The sequence below is a fragment of the Streptomyces sp. NPDC002640 genome (genome assembly GCF_053592575.1).
Window position 1 is genome coordinate 1 of the sequence record NZ_JBSFVZ010000041.1, and the last position, 16,769, is coordinate 16,769.

Consider the following 16,769-nt stretch of genomic DNA (forward strand, 5'->3'; position numbering starts at 1 on the left):
GCCCCCCCCCCCCCCGCCCGCCCCCCCCCCCCCCGGGGGGGGCCCCCCCCCCCCCCCCCCACGACGCGGTTGCCGTTCAGGCGCGCCGGGGGCGCCAGGTCCGGGTGGACAGGGCCTGGCGGATGCGGGCCGCCGAGCGCGGGGCGAAGGTGGCGCGCAACCGCGTGCTCCGGCTCATCGAGGCCCGCAGCACCGCACACGCCTTCCGCACGTCCGCCGCGAGCCCCGGCGCCGCCCGCGCCCGCGGCGCGTACAGCACCCGCTCCACCGCCGTGGCCACCCGGTGCACCGCCTCCGCCGTGGCCGGGTCGAGGTGCCCGGCGCGCACGATCCGCTCGGCCGCGCGCCGCGGCGTCAGCGAGTCGTCCGGCGGTATCCCGAGGTCCCAGGCCGTGTCGGTGAGCTCGCGCCACACCCGCAGGGTGTGCGGCAGCACGTCGGCCTCGCCCCTGAGCGGTGTCCCGAGCCGCGACGCCCGTACCCGCCTGCGCCACAGCATCGGCGACAACGGCAGCAGCACCGCGGCCACCGCGACCGCCACCCACAGCAGCGCCCCGGGCCACCCGGGTCCGCCGTCACCGGCGGCGACCGTCGTCTCCTCCTGCTCCGGGCACCCGTCCAGCCGCTGCCTCTCCGCCGTGCAGCTCGCGGAGCTGGAGGGCTGCGGACGGGGCGCCGTCAGCTCGTCCTCCTCGGCGGCCTCCTCCTCCGGCTGGGCCGTCGCCCCCGGCGTGGTCTCGGGCAGCGTGTAGTCCGGCACGGTGCCCCGCGTCGGCGTGGGCTCGAACCGGGTCCACCCCACGCCCTCGAAGTACAGCTCCGGCCAGGCGTGCGCGTCCCGCAGGCTCACCTCGACGCTGCCGTCGCCCTGCTCGGAGCCGGGCGCGAAGCCCACGGCCACCCGGGCGGGGATGCCCAGCGACCGCGCCATCGAGGCCATCGCGAAGGAGAAGTGGACGCAGAACCCGGTGCGCCGGTCGAGGAACCGGACGATCGCGTCCGACCCGGTGCCCACGTCGACCTGGGTGTCGTACGTGAAGTTCCCGCTGACCGAGAACCAGTCCTGCAGCGCGACCGCCTGCTCGTAGGCGTTCCGCGACCCCTCGGTGACCTGCCGCGCCGTGGCGGCGACCTCCTCGGGCAGCGAGGCCGGCAGCTCGGTGAAGTTCCGCAGCTCCGGACCCGGCGGCGGCGCGGAGGCCAACTGCTCGCGGGTCGGCCGGACCTCGAGGCTCGCCACCTCCCAGGTCTCCCCCCGGGTGCTGGCGTCCCCGTCGCCCGCCACGGTCAGCTCCACCGGGTCGAGCCGCCAGTCGCCGTCCGCCTCGGCCCAGGTGGGCGGATAGGGCATCGGCAGGTGCTTCTGCCCGTACCAGTCGGCGGCCGACATCCGGCTGGTCACCTCGGTCCGCCGGACCTGCGGGTCCAGGCCGGGCGGGTCCGGGAAGCGGTCCGGCAGCGGGATCGTCCGCCGCGGCGACGCCTTCCAGGTGGCGCCGTCGAACTCGTCCAGCGACGTGATCCGCAGGTACATGTCGTGCGTGCGGTTCGAGGTGCTCCGGACGGTGACGGCCGTGCGGTCGTCGGTCTGGTTGAGGTTGTCCTGCAGCGCCAGCAGCAGGTCGACCGAGCTGGCCGGGCCGCGCCCGCCGCCGCCCGTGCCGTCCCCGGAGCCCAGGCCCGCCACCAGGCTGCTGCCGAGCGAGGGCATGGCCGCGGGCACCAGCAGCGCCACGCCCAGCGCGGCCACGCCGATCCTGCGCCCCGTGCGCTGCCCGGTCCGCGCGGACGAGGCGGGCCCGCCGCCGAACGTCCGGCCCCACCGGGTGAGGCGTTCGCGCCCGTCGGCGAGCAGCATCGCCAGATAACCGGCAGCCGCCGCGCCGAACGCGAACGCCCCGGCGCCGCCCTCGTCCGCGAGGCCCGCGGCCACCGAGTACAGCGCCAGCAGCGGAAGCCCGGCCGGGGCGGTCAGGCCGTAGGTCACCGCCAGGGCGTCCACCAGCAGCGCGATCAGCAGCACCCCGCCGATCAGCAGCAGCGCTATCCCCTCGGTCAGCGGCGCGGGGGTCGCGTAGCCGCTCACGTCCTCGGCGCCCTGCCGCAGCAGCGCCCCCAGGCGCCGCACCGCGTCGGGCCCGGGCAGCAGCCAGGCCACCGCCTGCTCCCGGGCGAAGAGGAACGACAACAGCGCGGCGGAGACCACCAGCTGCACCGCGACCACCGTCGGCCGGGGCATCGAGAACAACCGGGCCAGCCTGCCCGCGCCCGCCAGCACGGCGACCGCGACGACCGCCTTCGGATACCAGGTGCCCTCCTCGGTCAGCGGCACCAACGCCATCGCCGTGAGCAGGGTCGCCGCCGCCGAGGCCAGCGTCATCCTCGTCGTCACGCCCATCACCGGTCACCGCCTCCCACCACGCCCGTGCGTTCCCGGTCCGCCTGCTGCCACACCGAGGCCATCGGGGCGCCGCGCGGCGCCCGCACGACCGTCCAGCCCGCCTCCCGCAGCACCCGCTCGGCGCCCGGAGCCGTCCGGGCGGCTCCTTGGGACGCGTCCTCCTCGTCCTCGCCGTCCGCCGTGTCCTCCGGGAGGAAGGCGAGCGCGCCGCCGGTGCGGTGCCGCATCCGGGCCACGATCCGCGCCTGCTCGTCGTCCAGAGCGCCCAGGAAGGCCACCAGCAGCCCCTCGTCGCTCCCGCGCAGCACGTCCTGCGCGGCCGACAGCGCGTCCCCCTCCGAGTGGTCGATCACCGCGAGGGTGTCCATCAGGAGCCCCGCCGCCTCCGCCGTCTCCGCGCCGGCGCCCCCCAACACGGCCGCGCCCTCCCCGGGCAGCTGGGTGCCCGTGTCGGTCAGCAGCCGCACCCAGAAGCCCCGTTGCAGCATGTGCGTGAGCACCGAGGCCGCGCCGGACACCGACCACTCGAACGCCGAACCCGGCCCGGCCCCCCGGTAGGCGGCGCGCCGCGTGTCCAGCAGCACCGTGCACCGGGCCCGGTGCGGCTGCTCCTCCCGGCGCACCATCAGCTCGCCGTACCGGGCCGTGGACCGCCAGTGCACCCGGCGCAGGTCGTCCCCGTACCGGTAGCCGCGCGGCAGCACGTCGTCCTCGCCGCCCACCGCCATCGACCGCTGCCGGCCGTCGCCGAACCCCTGGGCGCCGCGGCCCAGCCGCACCGGCGGCAGCGGCTCCACCAGCGGCACCACCGTCAGCATGTCGTGCGCCGCGAACGACCGGGTCAGCTCGCACATCCCGAACGGGTCGGCCAGGCGCAGCTCCAGCGGGCCCAGCGGGAACCGCCCCCGCAGGTCGGAGCGGACCCGGTAGGACACCTCCCGCCGCCCGCCCGGCTCGATGCGGTCCAGCACGAACCGGGGCCGCGGCCCCAGCACGTACGGCACCCGGTCCTGCAGCATCAGCAGCCCCGTGGGCAGCCGGGAAACGTTGTCCACCCGCAGATGGACCCGCGCCTCGGCACCCGTCGGCACCCGCGCCGGCGTCAGCCGCCGCGAGGACGTGACCCGGTGCCTCGTCCGGTGCACCGCGACGGCGCACAGCAGGGGCAGCGCCGCCAGCAGCAGCCCCACCCGCAGCAGGTCCTCCTGGCCCAGCACGTACGCGCACACACCCGCCGCAATCCCCGCGGCGAGGAACGAACGCCCCCGGGTGGTCAGCCCCGCCAGCGCCACCCGCATCCCGCCCCGCGCGGCCTGCCGCCCCCCGGGCGCCATCACAGACCCCGCGCGCCCGGGGAGGCGGGCACCGGCGTGCGGGCCAGGATCTCCCGCACCACCGTCTCGGCCGTCCGCCCGCTCAACTGAGCCTGCGCAGTCGGCAGCAGACGGTGCGCCAGCACGGCCGGGGCCAGCGCCTGGACGTCGTCGGGGAGCGCGAACTCCCGCCCGCCCATGGCCGCCGACGCCTTCGCCGCCCGCAGCAGGTGCAGGGTGGCGCGCGGCGAGGCGCCCAGTCTCAGGTCCGTGTGGACGCGGGTCGCCGACACCAGCTCCACCGCGTACCGGCGGACCGGCTCCGAGACGTGCACCTCACGCACCGTCTCGATCAGCTTCACCACGTCGTGCGCGTGCGCCACCGGCTGGAGGTCCTCCAGCGGGGACGCCCCGCCGTGCACGTCCAGCATCCGCAGCTCGGCTGCCGCGCTGGGGTAGCCGATGGAGACCCGGGCCATGAACCGGTCCCGCTGCGCCTCCGGCAGCGGGTAGGTGCCCTCCATCTCCACCGGGTTCTGGGTGGCGACCACCATGAACGGGGCGGGCAGCGGATAGGTCTGCCCGTCGATGGTGACCTGGCGCTCCTCCATGGACTCCAGCAGCGCCGACTGGGTCTTGGGGGAGGCGCGGTTGATCTCGTCGCCGATCACCATCTGGGAGAAGATCGCGCCCGGCTTGAACTCGAAGTCCCGCCGCTGCTGGTCCCAGATGGACACGCCGGTGATGTCCGACGGCAGCAGGTCGGGGGTGAACTGGACGCGGCGCACCGAGCAGTCCACCGACCGCGCCAGCGCCTTGGCCAGCATGGTCTTGCCCACGCCTGGCACGTCCTCCAGCAGCAGGTGTCCCTCGGCGAGCAGAACGGTCAGCGAGAGCCGCACGACCTCCGGCTTGCCCTCGATCACCCGCTCGACCGCTTCCCGTATCCGCTCCACCGTCGCGGTCAGATCGGAAAGGTTCCCTCGGTCGTCATAGCCCGTCACCCCGGCCCTCCTCAGCCCCGTCGAATCCCCAAGGGGGCCGGCGAAGCCCGGGGTCCCCCGCTCGCATTCTTGTTCGCCGAGGTCCCGCCTGTCATGACGTGTGGAAAACAGCGGACCGGAGCGCGTGCGCCCTGTGGACAACTCGACCGGCTTCGGGAGGGTTTGTCACCCGCACGAGCTACCCGCCGAGCTACCCGCACGAGCTGCCCGCCCGCGCCCCGCGCCCGCGACGCGCGGGGCGCAACGGAACGCCCGGCCCGGGGAAGGCCTCGGACCGGGCGGAACACGCGAGCGGCGTCGAGCGGCGTCGAGCGGCGTCGAGTGGCGGGGGGCGGCGCCTCAGGCCGCCGCGTCGATCTCCCGCAGCAGACCGGTCTTCACGTCGAAGACGAAGCCGCGGACGTCCTCGGTGTGCAGCAGGAACGGGGAGGTGCGCACCTTCTGGATGGACTGCCGGACGTCCTGCTCCACGTCACGGAACGCCTCCACCGCCCAGGTCGGGCGCTGCCCGACCTCCATCTCCAGCTCGTGCCGGAACTCCTCGGTCAGCGTCTCCAGGCCGCAGCCCGTGTGGTGGATCAGCACCACGCTGCGCGTGCCGAGGGCGCGCTGGCTGATGGTCAGCGAGCGGATCACGTCGTCGGTGACCACGCCGCCCGCGTTGCGGATGGTGTGGCAGTCGCCGAGCTCGAGGCCGAGCGCGGAGTGCAGGTCCAGGCGCGCGTCCATGCAGGCGACGACCGCCACCTGGAGAACCGGACGGGCGTCCATCCCGGGGTCGGTGAAGGCCTTGGCGTAGCGCTCGTTCGCCTCGACCAGGCGGTCGGTCACGGTGCTGCGGGAGTCGGCACCGGAGGTGGGGGCGGGGGAGCCGGCGGAAGCAGAAGTCGACATGGGGAAGACGTTACTGGCCGCTTCCCGCACCGAGCGTTGCGGAACAGGACAAAGAGAGCCGCCGATCTTCTGTGTGAGGTAACCCACAAGGGTGGAGTGCGCTGCGCCGCACGGGTGATCCGTGCCGGGCGGAGGCGACATCGTCCCGCCGCGGGGCGACTCGCAGGGCAGTTGATTGACCGGCAGACAGGGTGGACTAAAGTGACGCGAAGCGGGAGGCGAGACACGCGAGACTCTCCCCGCTGGACTGAATTCCGGAGAGCCCGGGCCGAGGCGGCCCGGGACCTCCCCACGTGCGCGGCGCGTACGTGCGGCTCGGCCTCCTCCCGCTCCCGGCCGGCCGACGCTCCTGGCGCCGGCAGGCCTTCCCTTCGCGAGCGGGCGGGGACCCGGTTGCGCGTCGCGCCGCGCGGACCTGAGAGGGCCCCTTGAGCGAGAGCCGACATGTCCCTGTGATGCTCCGGCGGTGCCTGGACCTCCTGGCGCCCGCCCTGGAGCGGCCGGGAGCGGTCGTGGTCGACTGCACCCTCGGCCTCGGCGGACACAGCGAGGCCATGCTCACCCGGTTCCCCGAGGTGCGGCTGATCGGCCTGGACCGCGACAAGGAGGCTCTGCGGCTCTCCGGCGAGCGGCTCGCCCCCTTCGGCGACCGCGCCACCCTGGTCCACGCCGTCTACGACGAGCTCCCCGAGGTCCTCGACCGCCTCGGCATCCCCAGGAAGCACGGCGTCCAGGGCATCCTCTTCGACCTCGGCGTCTCCTCGATGCAGCTCGACGAGGCCGACCGGGGCTTCGCCTACGCCCAGGACGCCCCGCTCGACATGCGCATGGACCAGACCACCGGCATCGGCGCCGCCGAGGTCCTCAACAGCTACCCGCCCGGCGAACTCGTGCGCATCCTGCGCGCCTACGGCGAGGAGAAGCAGGCCAAGCGGATCGTCTCCGCCGTCGTCCGGGAGCGCGAGAAGGAGCCCTTCTCGAACAGCGCCCGCCTGGTGCAGGTCATCCGCGACGCCCTGCCGCAGGCCGCCAAGCGCACCGGCGGCAACCCGGCCAAGCGCACCTTCCAGGCCCTGCGCATCGAGGTCAACGGCGAGCTGAGCGTGCTGGAGCGGGCCGTCCCCGCCGCGGTCCGGGCGCTCGCGGTCGGCGGCCGGATCGGCGTGCTCTCCTACCACTCGCTGGAGGACCGGCTGGTCAAGCAGGTCTTCGCGGCCGGCGCCGCCACCACCGCGCCGCCCGGGCTGCCGGTCGTCCCCGAGGAGTACCAGCCGCGCCTGAAGCTGCTCACCCGCGGCGCCGAGCTGCCCACCGACGAGGAGATCGCGGAGAACAGCCGGGCCGCGCCCGCCCGGTTCCGCGGGGCGGAGCGGATCAGGGAGGACGTCCGGTGAGCACCGGTCGCCACGAGGAGGTCGGATGAGCGGGAAGCCGCAGCTCAGGGGGCGGGCGGCACGGCTGGCGGCGCTGCTGCCCACCGGGACCAGTCAGGCGGCCCGCACCCCGTTCGTCCTGCTGGTGGTCACCCTGCTGGGTGGCGGCCTGATCGCCCTGCTGCTCCTCAACTCGGCGCTCAGCGAGGGGTCGTTCCGCCTCTCCGACCTGCGCCAGGAGACCAAGACGCTGACCGACGAGGAGCAGGCCCTGCAGCGCGACGTGGACGCCTACGCGGCGCCCGACGCGCTGGCCCGCCGCGCCCAGGAGCTCGGCATGGTGCCCGGCGGCGACCCCGCCTTCCTGGAGCCCGACGGCACCGTCCGCGGCGAGCCCGGCCGCGCCAGCGCCGCGCCCTCGCCGACCGCGACGGCCGACCCGTCCGGATCCCCGTCCGCGGGGTCCCCGTCCGACGGATCCCCCTCCGGGTCCCCGTCCGCGGCCGCCGGACCGGGCGGCTCCGCGGCCCCCTCCGGCAGCGGGGAACCGAAGGCCTCCGGCCCGGCGTCCACCCCCAGGCCGGGATCCGCGGCCGCGTCGTCCCGGGGCCCCGCGGCGTCCGACCCGATTTCTCCGACCCCCGGCAGGTGACGGAAGTGCCCGACAGGCAAGCCCAGCGACGCCGCGTCCCCGCGCCGGCCCGGCAGGGCCGCCCCGCCGGACCGGCGGGCCGCCGCACGTCCGGGGCCGGCGGCCGCGGCGGCGGACGGCCCACGCCCCCGCGCCGCCCGTCCGGCGCCAAGCCCCTGCGGCTCGGCAGCCCCCGCCCACGGCTCCGGCTGATCGGCGTGGCGCTCACCCTGGTGCTGGCCGCCTTCCTGGTGCGGCTGCTCCAGGTGCAGGCCGTGGACGCGAGCACCTACACCGCCAAGGCGCAGCAGAACCGCTACGTCGACCAGAAGGTCGAGGCGGTACGCGGCGGCATCACCGACCGCAACGGCGTCGCCCTGGCCAGCAGCGTCGACGCCAACGACATCACCGCCGACCCCACGATGTTCACCCGCAAGGCCACCGGCATCGACGACGCCCCGGAGAAGGCCGCCGAACTGCTCGCCCAGGTCCTCGGCGGCGACGAACGGGACCAGGCGGAGTTCGCCCGCAAGCTGCGCACCGAGAACACCATGTACGTGCTGCTGGCCCGGCGGCGCACGCCCCAGGAGTGGCAGCAGATCGCCGACCTCAAGGCCGAACTCGCCCGCCAGGCCGGCGAGGACAAGAGCGTGGTCAACGTGCTGGCCGGCGTCTTCTCCGCCCCCAGCAGCAAGCGCGTCTACCCCAACGGCGACCTGGCCGCCGCGGTGCTCGGCTGGGTCGACGCCGACGGCGCGGGCGGCGGCGGCATCGAACGGCAGCTCCAGGAGTCCCTGGCCGGCCGCGACGGCGAGATCCGCTACGCGCAGTCCGGCGGCCGCCAGGTGCCCACCGCCGGGCTGAGCGAGAAGCCCGCCGTGCCCGGCTCCACGGTCGAGCTCACCCTCGACCGGGACATCCAGTGGGCCGCGCAGAAGGCGATCTCCGACCAGGTGGCCGAGTCCAAGGCGGACCGTGGCTACGTCATCGTCCAGGACACCCGCACCGGCGAGATCCTGGCCATGGCCAACGCCCCCGGCTTCGACCCCAACGACCTCTCGAAGGCCGACCCCGCGGCGCTGCGCAACGCCGCCGTGGAGGACGCCTTCGAACCCGGCTCCACCGCCAAGGTGATCTCCATGGCCGCCGTCCTCGACGAGGGCGTGGCCACCCCCGGCACCCATGTCACGGTCCCCAACCGGCTCCACCGCGGCGACCGGCTCTTCCGCGACGACGTCGACCACGAGACCTGGCACCTCACGCTCAACGGCGTGCTCGCCAAGTCCAGCAACATCGGCACCATCATGGCCACCGGCCAGCTCGGCGACACGCAGAAGGAGGCCAACCAGGTCCTCCACTCCTACCTGCGCAAGTTCGGCCTCGGCCAGCCCACCGGACTCGGCTTCCCCGGCGAGACCCCCGGCATCCTGGCCCCGCCCGGGGACTGGTCGACCTCGCAGCAGTACACCATCCCGTTCGGCCAGGGCGTCTCCATCAACGCCCTCCAGGCGGCCTCCGTCTACTCGACCGTCGCCAACGGCGGCGTCCGGGTGGAACCCACCCTGGTCCGCGGCACGCGCGGCCCCGACGGCGGCTTCACCCCGGCCGACGAGCCGAAGAAGACCCGGGTGGTCAGCGAGAAGACCGCGCGCACGCTCTCCCGGATGCTGGAGTCCGTCGTCGACGACGGCGAGGGCACCGGCACCAAGGCCCGCATCCCCGGCTACCGGGTGGCCGGCAAGACCGGCACCGCCAACCGGGTGGATCCGGTCACCGGCAAGTACAGCGGCTACACCTCCTCCTTCGCCGGGTTCGCCCCCGCCGACAAGCCGCGCGTCACCGTCTACTGCGTCATCCAGAACCCGACCGAGGGCAGCCACTTCGGCGGCCAGATCTGCGGCCCCGTGCACAAGCAGGTCATGGAGTTCGCCCTGAAGACCCTCCAGGTCCCGCCCACCGGAGAGGAACCGGCCCGACTGCCCGTCACCTTCGAACCCTGAGCACGCAGCACACCGCCAGCACGACCCAGAACAGCAGGTAAGCCCGTGACGACGATCACCTCCGGTCCCGGCCCCGCCGACGGATCCGGTCACGCCCCGCCCGGCCCCTCGCTTCGCTCCGGCGCCCCCGCGCCCGGTACGCTCACCGCCGTGCCACAAGCTGATCAGTCCCCCCACGACCAGAAGCCCGCAGGGCCGCCGCGGCCCGCCCGGATCGCCGCGACCCCCCTCGGCGAGCTGGCCCGCGCGCTCGGCGCCCCGGACCCGGCGGGCGCCGCCGAGGTCACCGGCATCACCCACGACTCCCGCGCGGTCCGCCCCGGCGACCTCTACGCCGCCCTGCCCGGCGCGCGCGCCCACGGAGCCGACTTCGCCGCCCAGGCCGCCGCCCTCGGCGCCGCCGCCGTGCTGACCGACCCGGCCGGCGCCGACCGCGCCGCCGCCACCGGCCTGCCGGTCCTCGTCACCGAGGACCCGCGCGGCCGGATGGGCGAACTCGCCGCCACCGTCTACGGCCGCCCCGGCGACGCCCTGCTGCAGATCGGCATCACCGGCACCTCCGGCAAGACCACCACCGCCTACCTGGTCGAGGGCGGCCTGCGCACCGCCCGCTCCACCGGGCTGATCGGCACGGTCGAGATGCGGATCGGCGACGAGCGCATCAAGTCCGAGCGCACCACCCCCGAGGCCACCGACCTCCAGGCCCTCTTCGCGGTGATGCGCGAACGCGGCGTGGAGGCCGTCGCCATGGAGGTCTCCAGCCACGCGCTGGTACTGGGCCGGGTCGACGGCTGCGTCTTCGACGTCGCCGTCTTCAGCAACCTCAGCCCGGAGCACATGGACTTCCACCCGGACATGGAGGACTACTTCCGGGCCAAGGCCGCCCTGTTCACCCCCGAGCGCAGCCGCCTCGGCGTGGTCAACGTCGATGACGAGTACGGCCGCCGCCTCGCCCACGAGGCCACCGTGCCGGTCGTCACCTACTCCGCCGACGGCAGCCCCGACGCCGACTGGCGCGCCGAGGACGTCACCACCGGCCCGCTGGACTCCACGTTCACCGCCGTCGGCCCCAAGGGCGAGCGGATCACCGCCCGCGCCCCGCTGCCGGGCTGGTTCAACGTGGCCAACACCCTTGCCGCGATCGTGGCGCTGGCCGCCGCCGGACTCGACCCGCAGGCCGCCGCCGACGGCGTCGCCGCCGTGCCCGGCGTGCCCGGCCGCCTCGAGCGCGTGGACGCCGGCCAGCCCTACCTGGCCGTCGTCGACTACGCCCACAAGACCGACGCCGTCGAATCGGTGCTGCGCGCGCTGCGCCAGGTCACCGAGGGACGCGTGCACGTCGTCATCGGCTGCGGCGGCGACCGCGACACCACCAAACGGGGCCCGATGGGCGCCGCGGCGGCCCGCCTAGCCGACACCGCCGTGCTCACCTCCGACAACCCCCGCTCCGAGGACCCCCTGTCGATCCTCGCCGCCATGCTCCAGGGCGCCGCCTCGGTGCCCGCCCACGAACGCGGCGAGGTCCGGGTCTTCGAGGACCGCGCGGCGGCCGTCGAGGCCGCCGTCGCCCTCGCCGGACCCGGCGACACCGTGCTGGTCGCCGGAAAGGGCCACGAGCAGGGCCAGGACATCGCCGGCGTCGTCCGGCCCTTCGACGACCGCCAGGTCCTCCGCGAAGCCATCCAGAAGACCCAGGCACCCCAGCAGACCCAGGGATGAACCAGTGATCGCCCTCTCCCTCGCCGAGATCGCAGAAGCCGTCGGCGGGCAGACGCACGACATACCGGATCCGTCCGTCATGGTCACCGGATCCGTCGTCCGCGACTCCCGTGACGTGACGCCAGGAAGCCTCTTCGCCGCCTTCGCGGGCGAGCGCGTCGACGGCCACGACTTCGCCGCGCAGGTCGTCGAGGCGGGAGCCGTCGCCGTGCTGGCCACCCGCCCCGTCGGCGTGCCCGCGATCGTCGTGGACGACGTCAAGGCCGCCCTCGGCGCCCTCGCCCGCCACGTGGTGAACCGGCTCGGCGCCACCCTCGTCGCCCTCACCGGGTCCGCCGGGAAGACCAGCACCAAGGACCTCATCGCCCAGGTGCTCGGCAGCAAGGCGCCCACGGTCTGGACGCCCGGCTCGCTGAACAACGAGATCGGACTCCCGCTCACCGCGCTCAGCGCCACCGAGGAAACCCGTTTCCTGGTGCTGGAGATGGGCGCGCGCGGCATCGGCCACATCCGCTACCTCTGCGGGCTCACCCCGCCCAGGATCGGCGTCGTGCTCAACGTGGGCAGCGCCCACATCGGCGAGTTCGGCGGCCGCGAGCAGATCGCCCAGGCCAAGGGCGAGATGGTCGAGGCGCTGCCGTCCGCCGAGGACGGCGGCATCGCCGTGCTCAACATCGACGATCCGTACGTCAAGGCCATGGCCTCCCGGACCACGGCGAGGACGGTCTTCTTCGGCGAGGCGGACGAAGCGGACGTTCGCGCCGAGAACGTCCGACTCACGGACACCGGACGCCCCGCGTTCCGCCTCCACACACCCTCCGGGTGCGGTGATGTGACGATGCGCCTGTACGGTGAGCACCACGTGTCGAACGCGCTCGCCGCGGCCGCCGTCGCCCATGAGCTGGGCATGTCCGCGGAAGAGATCGCCCTCGCGCTCTCCGAGGCGGGCTCCCTCTCCCGTTGGCGTATGGAGGTCACCGAGCGCCCGGACGGCGTGACCGTCGTCAACGACGCCTACAACGCGAACCCCGAGTCCATGCGAGCCGCCCTGCGCGCGCTCGTCGCCATGGGTGAGACCGCACGGGCCAAGGGGGGCCGCACGTGGGCGGTGCTCGGCCAGATGGCCGAGCTCGGGGACGAGGCGCTCGCCGAGCACGACGCCGTCGGACGGCTCGCCGTCCGGCTCAATGTCGGCAAGCTCGTCGCGGTCGGCGGCCAGGAGGCCCGCTGGCTGCAACTGGGCGCATACAACGAGGGTTCGTGGGGTGAGGAGTCGGTGCACGTGTCCGACGCAGAGGCGGCGATCGACCTGTTGCGCAGCGAGCTGCGACCGGGGGACGTCGTCCTGGTGAAGGCGTCCCGGTCGGTGGGGCTCGAGAAGGTCGCCGAGGCGCTGCTCGAGGGTGAGGTCGCCGCCCGATGATGAAGCAGATCCTGTTCGCGGGAGTCATCGGTCTCTTCCTGACCCTGATCGGCACACCGCTGCTGATCAAACTGCTGGCCAAGAAGGGCTACGGCCAGTACATCCGCGACGACGGCCCGCGCGAGCACCACAGCAAGCGCGGCACGCCCACCATGGGCGGCATCGCCTTCATCCTGGCGACGATCGTCGCCTACTTCGCGGCCAAGCTGATCACCGGTTACGAGCCCACGCTCTCCGGTCTGCTGGTCCTCGGCCTGATGGCCGGCATGGGTCTGGTCGGCTTCCTCGACGACTACATCAAGATCGTCAAGAGGCGTTCGCTGGGCCTGCGGGCCAAGGCGAAGATGGCCGGCCAGCTCATCGTGGGCGTCGCCTTCGCGGTGCTCTCGCTGCAGTTCGCGGACATCCGGGGCAACACCCCGGCGTCCACCCGGATCTCGTTCGTCGAGGACTTCGGCTGGTCGATCGGCCCGGTCCTGTTCGTGGTCTGGGCGCTGTTCATGATCCTCGCCATGTCGAACGGCGTGAACCTCACCGACGGCCTCGACGGCCTCGCCACCGGTGCCTCGGTGATGGTCTTCGGCGCCTACACCTTCATCGGCGTCTGGCAGTTCCAGGAGTCCTGCGCCAACGCGACGACCCTCACCAACCCGAACGCCTGCTTCGAGGTACGCGATCCGCTGGACCTCGCGGTGGTCGCCGCGGCCCTGATGGGCGCCTGCTTCGGCTTCCTGTGGTGGAACACCTCGCCGGCGAAGATCTTCATGGGCGACACCGGTTCGCTCGCCCTCGGCGGCGCGCTGGCCGGCCTCGCGATCTGCTCCCGCACCGAGCTCCTGCTCGCCCTGCTGGGCGGTCTGTTCGTCCTCATCACCATGTCGGTGGTCATCCAGGTCGGCTCCTTCAAGCTGACCGGCAAGCGCGTCTTCCGGATGGCACCGCTGCAGCACCACTTCGAACTCAAGGGCTGGTCCGAGGTCCTCGTGGTGGTCCGCTTCTGGATCATCCAGGGCATGTGCGTGATCGTCGGACTCGGCATCTTCTACGCGGGATGGGCGGCCAACAAGTGACCCACAGCCAGGAGTGGCGGGGGAAGCACGTCACCGTCGCCGGACTCGGCGTCTCGGGCGTCCCGGCGGCCAAGGTGCTCGCCGGGCTCGGCGCGCACGTCACCGTCGTCAACGACGGCGACGACGAGCGCGCCCGGGCCCAGGCCGCCCAACTCGCCGAGCTGGGCGTCACCGTCCGCCTCGGCGACGGGGACACCCTGCCCGACGGGGCCGAACTGGTCGTCACCGCGCCCGGCTGGCGGCCCGACAAGCCGCTGTTCGCCGCCGCCGCCGAGGCCGGCGTGCCGGTCTGGGGCGACGTCGAACTCGCCTGGCGCCTGCGCGAACTGGACGGCCGTACTCCCGCCCCCTGGCTCTGCGTCACCGGAACCAACGGCAAGACCACCACGACCCGGATGCTCGCCTCCATCCTGGAGGCCGCCGGACTGCGCACCGCCGCCGTCGGCAACATCGGGGTCTCCCTGCTGGACGCCGTGCTCGGCGACACCGAGTACGACGTCCTCGCCGTCGAGCTCTCCAGCTACCAGCTGCACTGGGCGCCCTCGCTGCGCGCCCACTCGGCCGCCGTCCTCAACCTGGCGCCCGACCACCTCGACTGGCACGGCTCCCTGCAGGCGTACGCCGCCGACAAGGGCCGGATCTACGAGGGCAACCAGGTCGCCTGCGTCTACAACGTGGCCGACAAGGCCACCGAGGACCTGGTGCGCGAGGCCGACGTCGAGGAGGGCTGCCGCGCCATCGGCTTCACCCTCGGCACCCCCGGCCCCTCCGAGGTCGGCGTGGTGGACGGCATCCTCGTCGACCGGGCCTTCGTCGAGAACCGGCGGGAGAGCGCCCAGGAACTCGCCGAGGTCACCGACGTCCAGCCCTCGGTGCCGCACAACATCGCCAACGCGCTCGCCGCCGCGGCCCTGGCCCGCGCCTTCGGCGTCCCGGCCACCGCGGTCCGCGACGGCCTGCGCGCCTTCCGGCCCGACGCCCACCGCATCGCCCACGTCGCCGACGTCGACGGCGTCGCCTACGTGGACGACTCCAAGGCCACCAACACCCACGCGGCGGAGGCCTCCCTGGTCTCCTACGAGTCCGTGGTCTGGATCGCCGGCGGGCTCGCCAAGGGCGCCACCTTCGACGAACTGGTCACCAGGGCGGCGAAGCGGCTGCGCGGCGTGGTACTGATCGGCGCCGACCGCGCGCTGATCCGCGAGGCGCTGGAGCGCCACGCCCCCGGCGTGCCCGTGGTCGACCTAGACCGCACCGACGACGCGGCGATGGCCGCCGCCGTCGCCGAGGCCCGCGCCCTCGCCCAGGAGGGCGACACGGTGCTGCTGGCCCCCGCCTGCGCGTCGATGGACATGTTCGCCAACTACAACGTCCGCGGTGAGGCGTTCGAGACGGCCGTACGCGAACTGGGCTGACGCCGAAGGGCGGTCGGGGCCACCCCCCGGCCGCCCTTTCGCGTCCGCCGTGCCGCCCGCGCGCCCGGGAGACCCGCGTCCGGCGGGTCTGCCCCGGGCACAGGGGGAACGCGTGGTTGGATCGGTCGCCGACCGGAAGGGGTGCCATGGAACGCAACGGGACGAAGCGTCCCGCCGGCCCGGGCCGCAACCGCGCCGCCCGCGTGCCCGCGCCCGCCGCGGCGCGGCCCGCCGCACCGGTGCGGGAGAACCCGCTGGGCCGGGCCGTCACGCGTGCCCGCAAGGCCTGGGACCGGCCGCTGACCGCCTACTACCTGATCCTGGGCGGCAGTTCGCTCATCACCGTGCTCGGCCTGGTGATGGTCTACTCGGCCTCCCAGATCACCGCGCTGCGCTACTCGCTGCCCGGCGCCTACTTCTTCCGCAAGCAGCTCCTCGCCGCCGTCATCGGCGGGCTCCTGCTGCTCGCCGCCTCCCGGATGCCGGTCAAACTCCACCGGGCGCTCGCCTACCCGATCCTCGCCGGCTCCGTCGGCCTGATGATCCTGGTGCAGATCCCCGGGATAGGGATGGCGGTCAACGGCAACCAGAACTGGATCTCGCTGGGCGGCAGCTTCCAGCTCCAGCCCAGCGAGTTCGGCAAGCTGGCCCTGGTGCTGTGGGGCGCCGACCTGATGGCCCGCAAGCAGGACAAGCGGCTGCTGACCCAGTGGAAGCACCTGCTGGTCCCGCTCGTACCGGTGGCGTTCCTGCTGCTCGCGCTGATCATGATCGGCGGGGACATGGGAACCGCGATCATCCTCACCGCGATCCTCTTCGGCCTGCTGTGGCTGGCCGGGGCCCCCACCCGGCTCTTCGCCGGCGTGCTGGCCGTCGCGGGGGCCATAGGCCTCTACTTCATCACCAGCAGCGAGAACCGGATGGCCCGGCTGGCCTGCCTCGGCGCCACCGACCCCGGCCCCCAGGACCAGTGCTGGCAGGCGCTGCACGGCCTCTACGCCCTCGCCTCCGGCGGCCTGTTCGGCTCCGGGCTCGGTGCGAGCGTGGAGAAATGGGGGCAACTGCCCGAAGCGCACACCGACTTCATCTTCGCCGTCACCGGTGAGGAACTGGGCCTGGCGGGGACACTGTCGGTACTCGCGCTGTTCGCCGCTCTAGGCTATGCGGGCATCCGCGTGGCCGGACGCACGGAGGATCCCTTCGTACGGTATGCCGCGGGAGGCGTGACCACCTGGATCACGGCGCAGGCCATGGTCAACATGGGTGCGGTGCTCGGCCTGCTGCCGATCGCCGGAGTCCCCCTCCCGCTGTTCTCCTACGGCGGATCGGCCCTGCTGCCGACCATGTTCGCCGTCGGGCTGCTGATCGCGTTCGCGCGTGACGAGCCCGCCGCGCGGGCGGCGCTTGCGATGCGCCAACCCCGCTTTGGTAAAAAGCGGGCGGGGAAGAACCGGCCGGTCCGGGAACCCCGTAGATGGAACACGATGCGACGGCGTGCCTCGGCGCGCTCGTCCGGAGAGCGGTGA

The 16,769-nt window shown here is 73.9% G+C and carries 12 protein-coding genes; 8 read left to right on the forward strand and 4 right to left on the reverse strand.

The features are described from left to right. Nucleotides 1-76: 76 nt before the first annotated feature. The 4 genes from ACWD3O_RS33150 to ACWD3O_RS33165 form a co-directional block, all read right to left on the reverse strand. Entirely contained in the window at nt 77-2,398 is a 2,322-nt protein-coding gene (locus tag ACWD3O_RS33150; RefSeq protein WP_451418445.1) for a transglutaminase TgpA family protein, read from the reverse strand. Continuing rightward, a complete protein-coding gene (locus ACWD3O_RS33155) occupies nt 2,398-3,735 on the reverse strand; it encodes a DUF58 domain-containing protein (protein WP_451418446.1) in 1,338 nt (445 codons plus the stop codon). The genes ACWD3O_RS33150 and ACWD3O_RS33155 overlap by 1 nt, the downstream gene beginning before the upstream one ends. After that, nucleotides 3,735-4,718 carry an AAA family ATPase gene (locus ACWD3O_RS33160; protein ID WP_451418447.1) on the reverse strand — a complete coding sequence of 328 codons (984 nt, stop codon included), beginning with the start codon at nt 4,716-4,718 and terminating at the stop codon, nt 3,735-3,737. The genes ACWD3O_RS33155 and ACWD3O_RS33160 overlap by 1 nt, the downstream gene beginning before the upstream one ends. A gap of 339 nt (nt 4,719-5,057) precedes the next feature. Further along, nucleotides 5,058-5,612, reverse strand: coding sequence for a beta-class carbonic anhydrase (locus tag ACWD3O_RS33165; protein WP_451413935.1), 555 nt, complete (start codon nt 5,610-5,612; stop codon nt 5,058-5,060). A gap of 428 nt (nt 5,613-6,040) precedes the next feature. On the opposite strand from ACWD3O_RS33165, the gene rsmH reads away from it, so the two are divergent. From rsmH to ftsW, 8 genes are all read left to right on the forward strand, one after another. Continuing rightward, nucleotides 6,041-7,006 (forward strand): 16S rRNA (cytosine(1402)-N(4))-methyltransferase RsmH, encoded by a 966-nt coding sequence (gene rsmH, locus ACWD3O_RS33170; protein WP_451418448.1) that lies wholly within the window; start codon nt 6,041-6,043, stop codon nt 7,004-7,006. A 25-nt stretch (nt 7,007-7,031) separates the two neighbouring features. Further along, nucleotides 7,032-7,637 (forward strand): septum formation initiator family protein, encoded by a 606-nt coding sequence (locus tag ACWD3O_RS33175; RefSeq protein WP_451418449.1) that lies wholly within the window; start codon nt 7,032-7,034, stop codon nt 7,635-7,637. Beyond that, on the forward strand, nt 7,634-9,616 hold the full coding sequence (locus ACWD3O_RS33180; protein WP_451418450.1) for a peptidoglycan D,D-transpeptidase FtsI family protein: 1,983 nt from the start codon (nt 7,634-7,636) through the stop codon (nt 9,614-9,616). Before ACWD3O_RS33175 ends, ACWD3O_RS33180 begins: the two co-directional genes overlap by 4 nt. 45 nt (nt 9,617-9,661) lie before the next feature. Further along, on the forward strand, nt 9,662-11,335 hold the full coding sequence (locus ACWD3O_RS33185) for a UDP-N-acetylmuramoyl-L-alanyl-D-glutamate--2,6-diaminopimelate ligase (RefSeq protein WP_451413931.1): 1,674 nt from the start codon (nt 9,662-9,664) through the stop codon (nt 11,333-11,335). Between the two features lie 4 nt (nt 11,336-11,339). Next, a complete protein-coding gene (locus tag ACWD3O_RS33190) occupies nt 11,340-12,758 on the forward strand; it encodes a UDP-N-acetylmuramoyl-tripeptide--D-alanyl-D-alanine ligase (protein ID WP_451413930.1) in 1,419 nt (472 codons plus the stop codon). Then, complete coding sequence (gene mraY / locus ACWD3O_RS33195) at nt 12,755-13,828, forward strand: phospho-N-acetylmuramoyl-pentapeptide-transferase (protein WP_356130823.1); 1,074 nt, start codon at nt 12,755-12,757, stop codon at nt 13,826-13,828. Before ACWD3O_RS33190 ends, mraY begins: the two co-directional genes overlap by 4 nt. Beyond that, entirely contained in the window at nt 13,810-15,243 is a 1,434-nt protein-coding gene (gene murD / locus ACWD3O_RS33200; RefSeq protein WP_451418451.1) for a UDP-N-acetylmuramoyl-L-alanine--D-glutamate ligase, read from the forward strand. Before mraY ends, murD begins: the two co-directional genes overlap by 19 nt. 146 nt (nt 15,244-15,389) lie before the next feature. Beyond that, entirely contained in the window at nt 15,390-16,769 is a 1,380-nt protein-coding gene (gene ftsW / locus ACWD3O_RS33205; protein ID WP_451413928.1) for a putative lipid II flippase FtsW, read from the forward strand.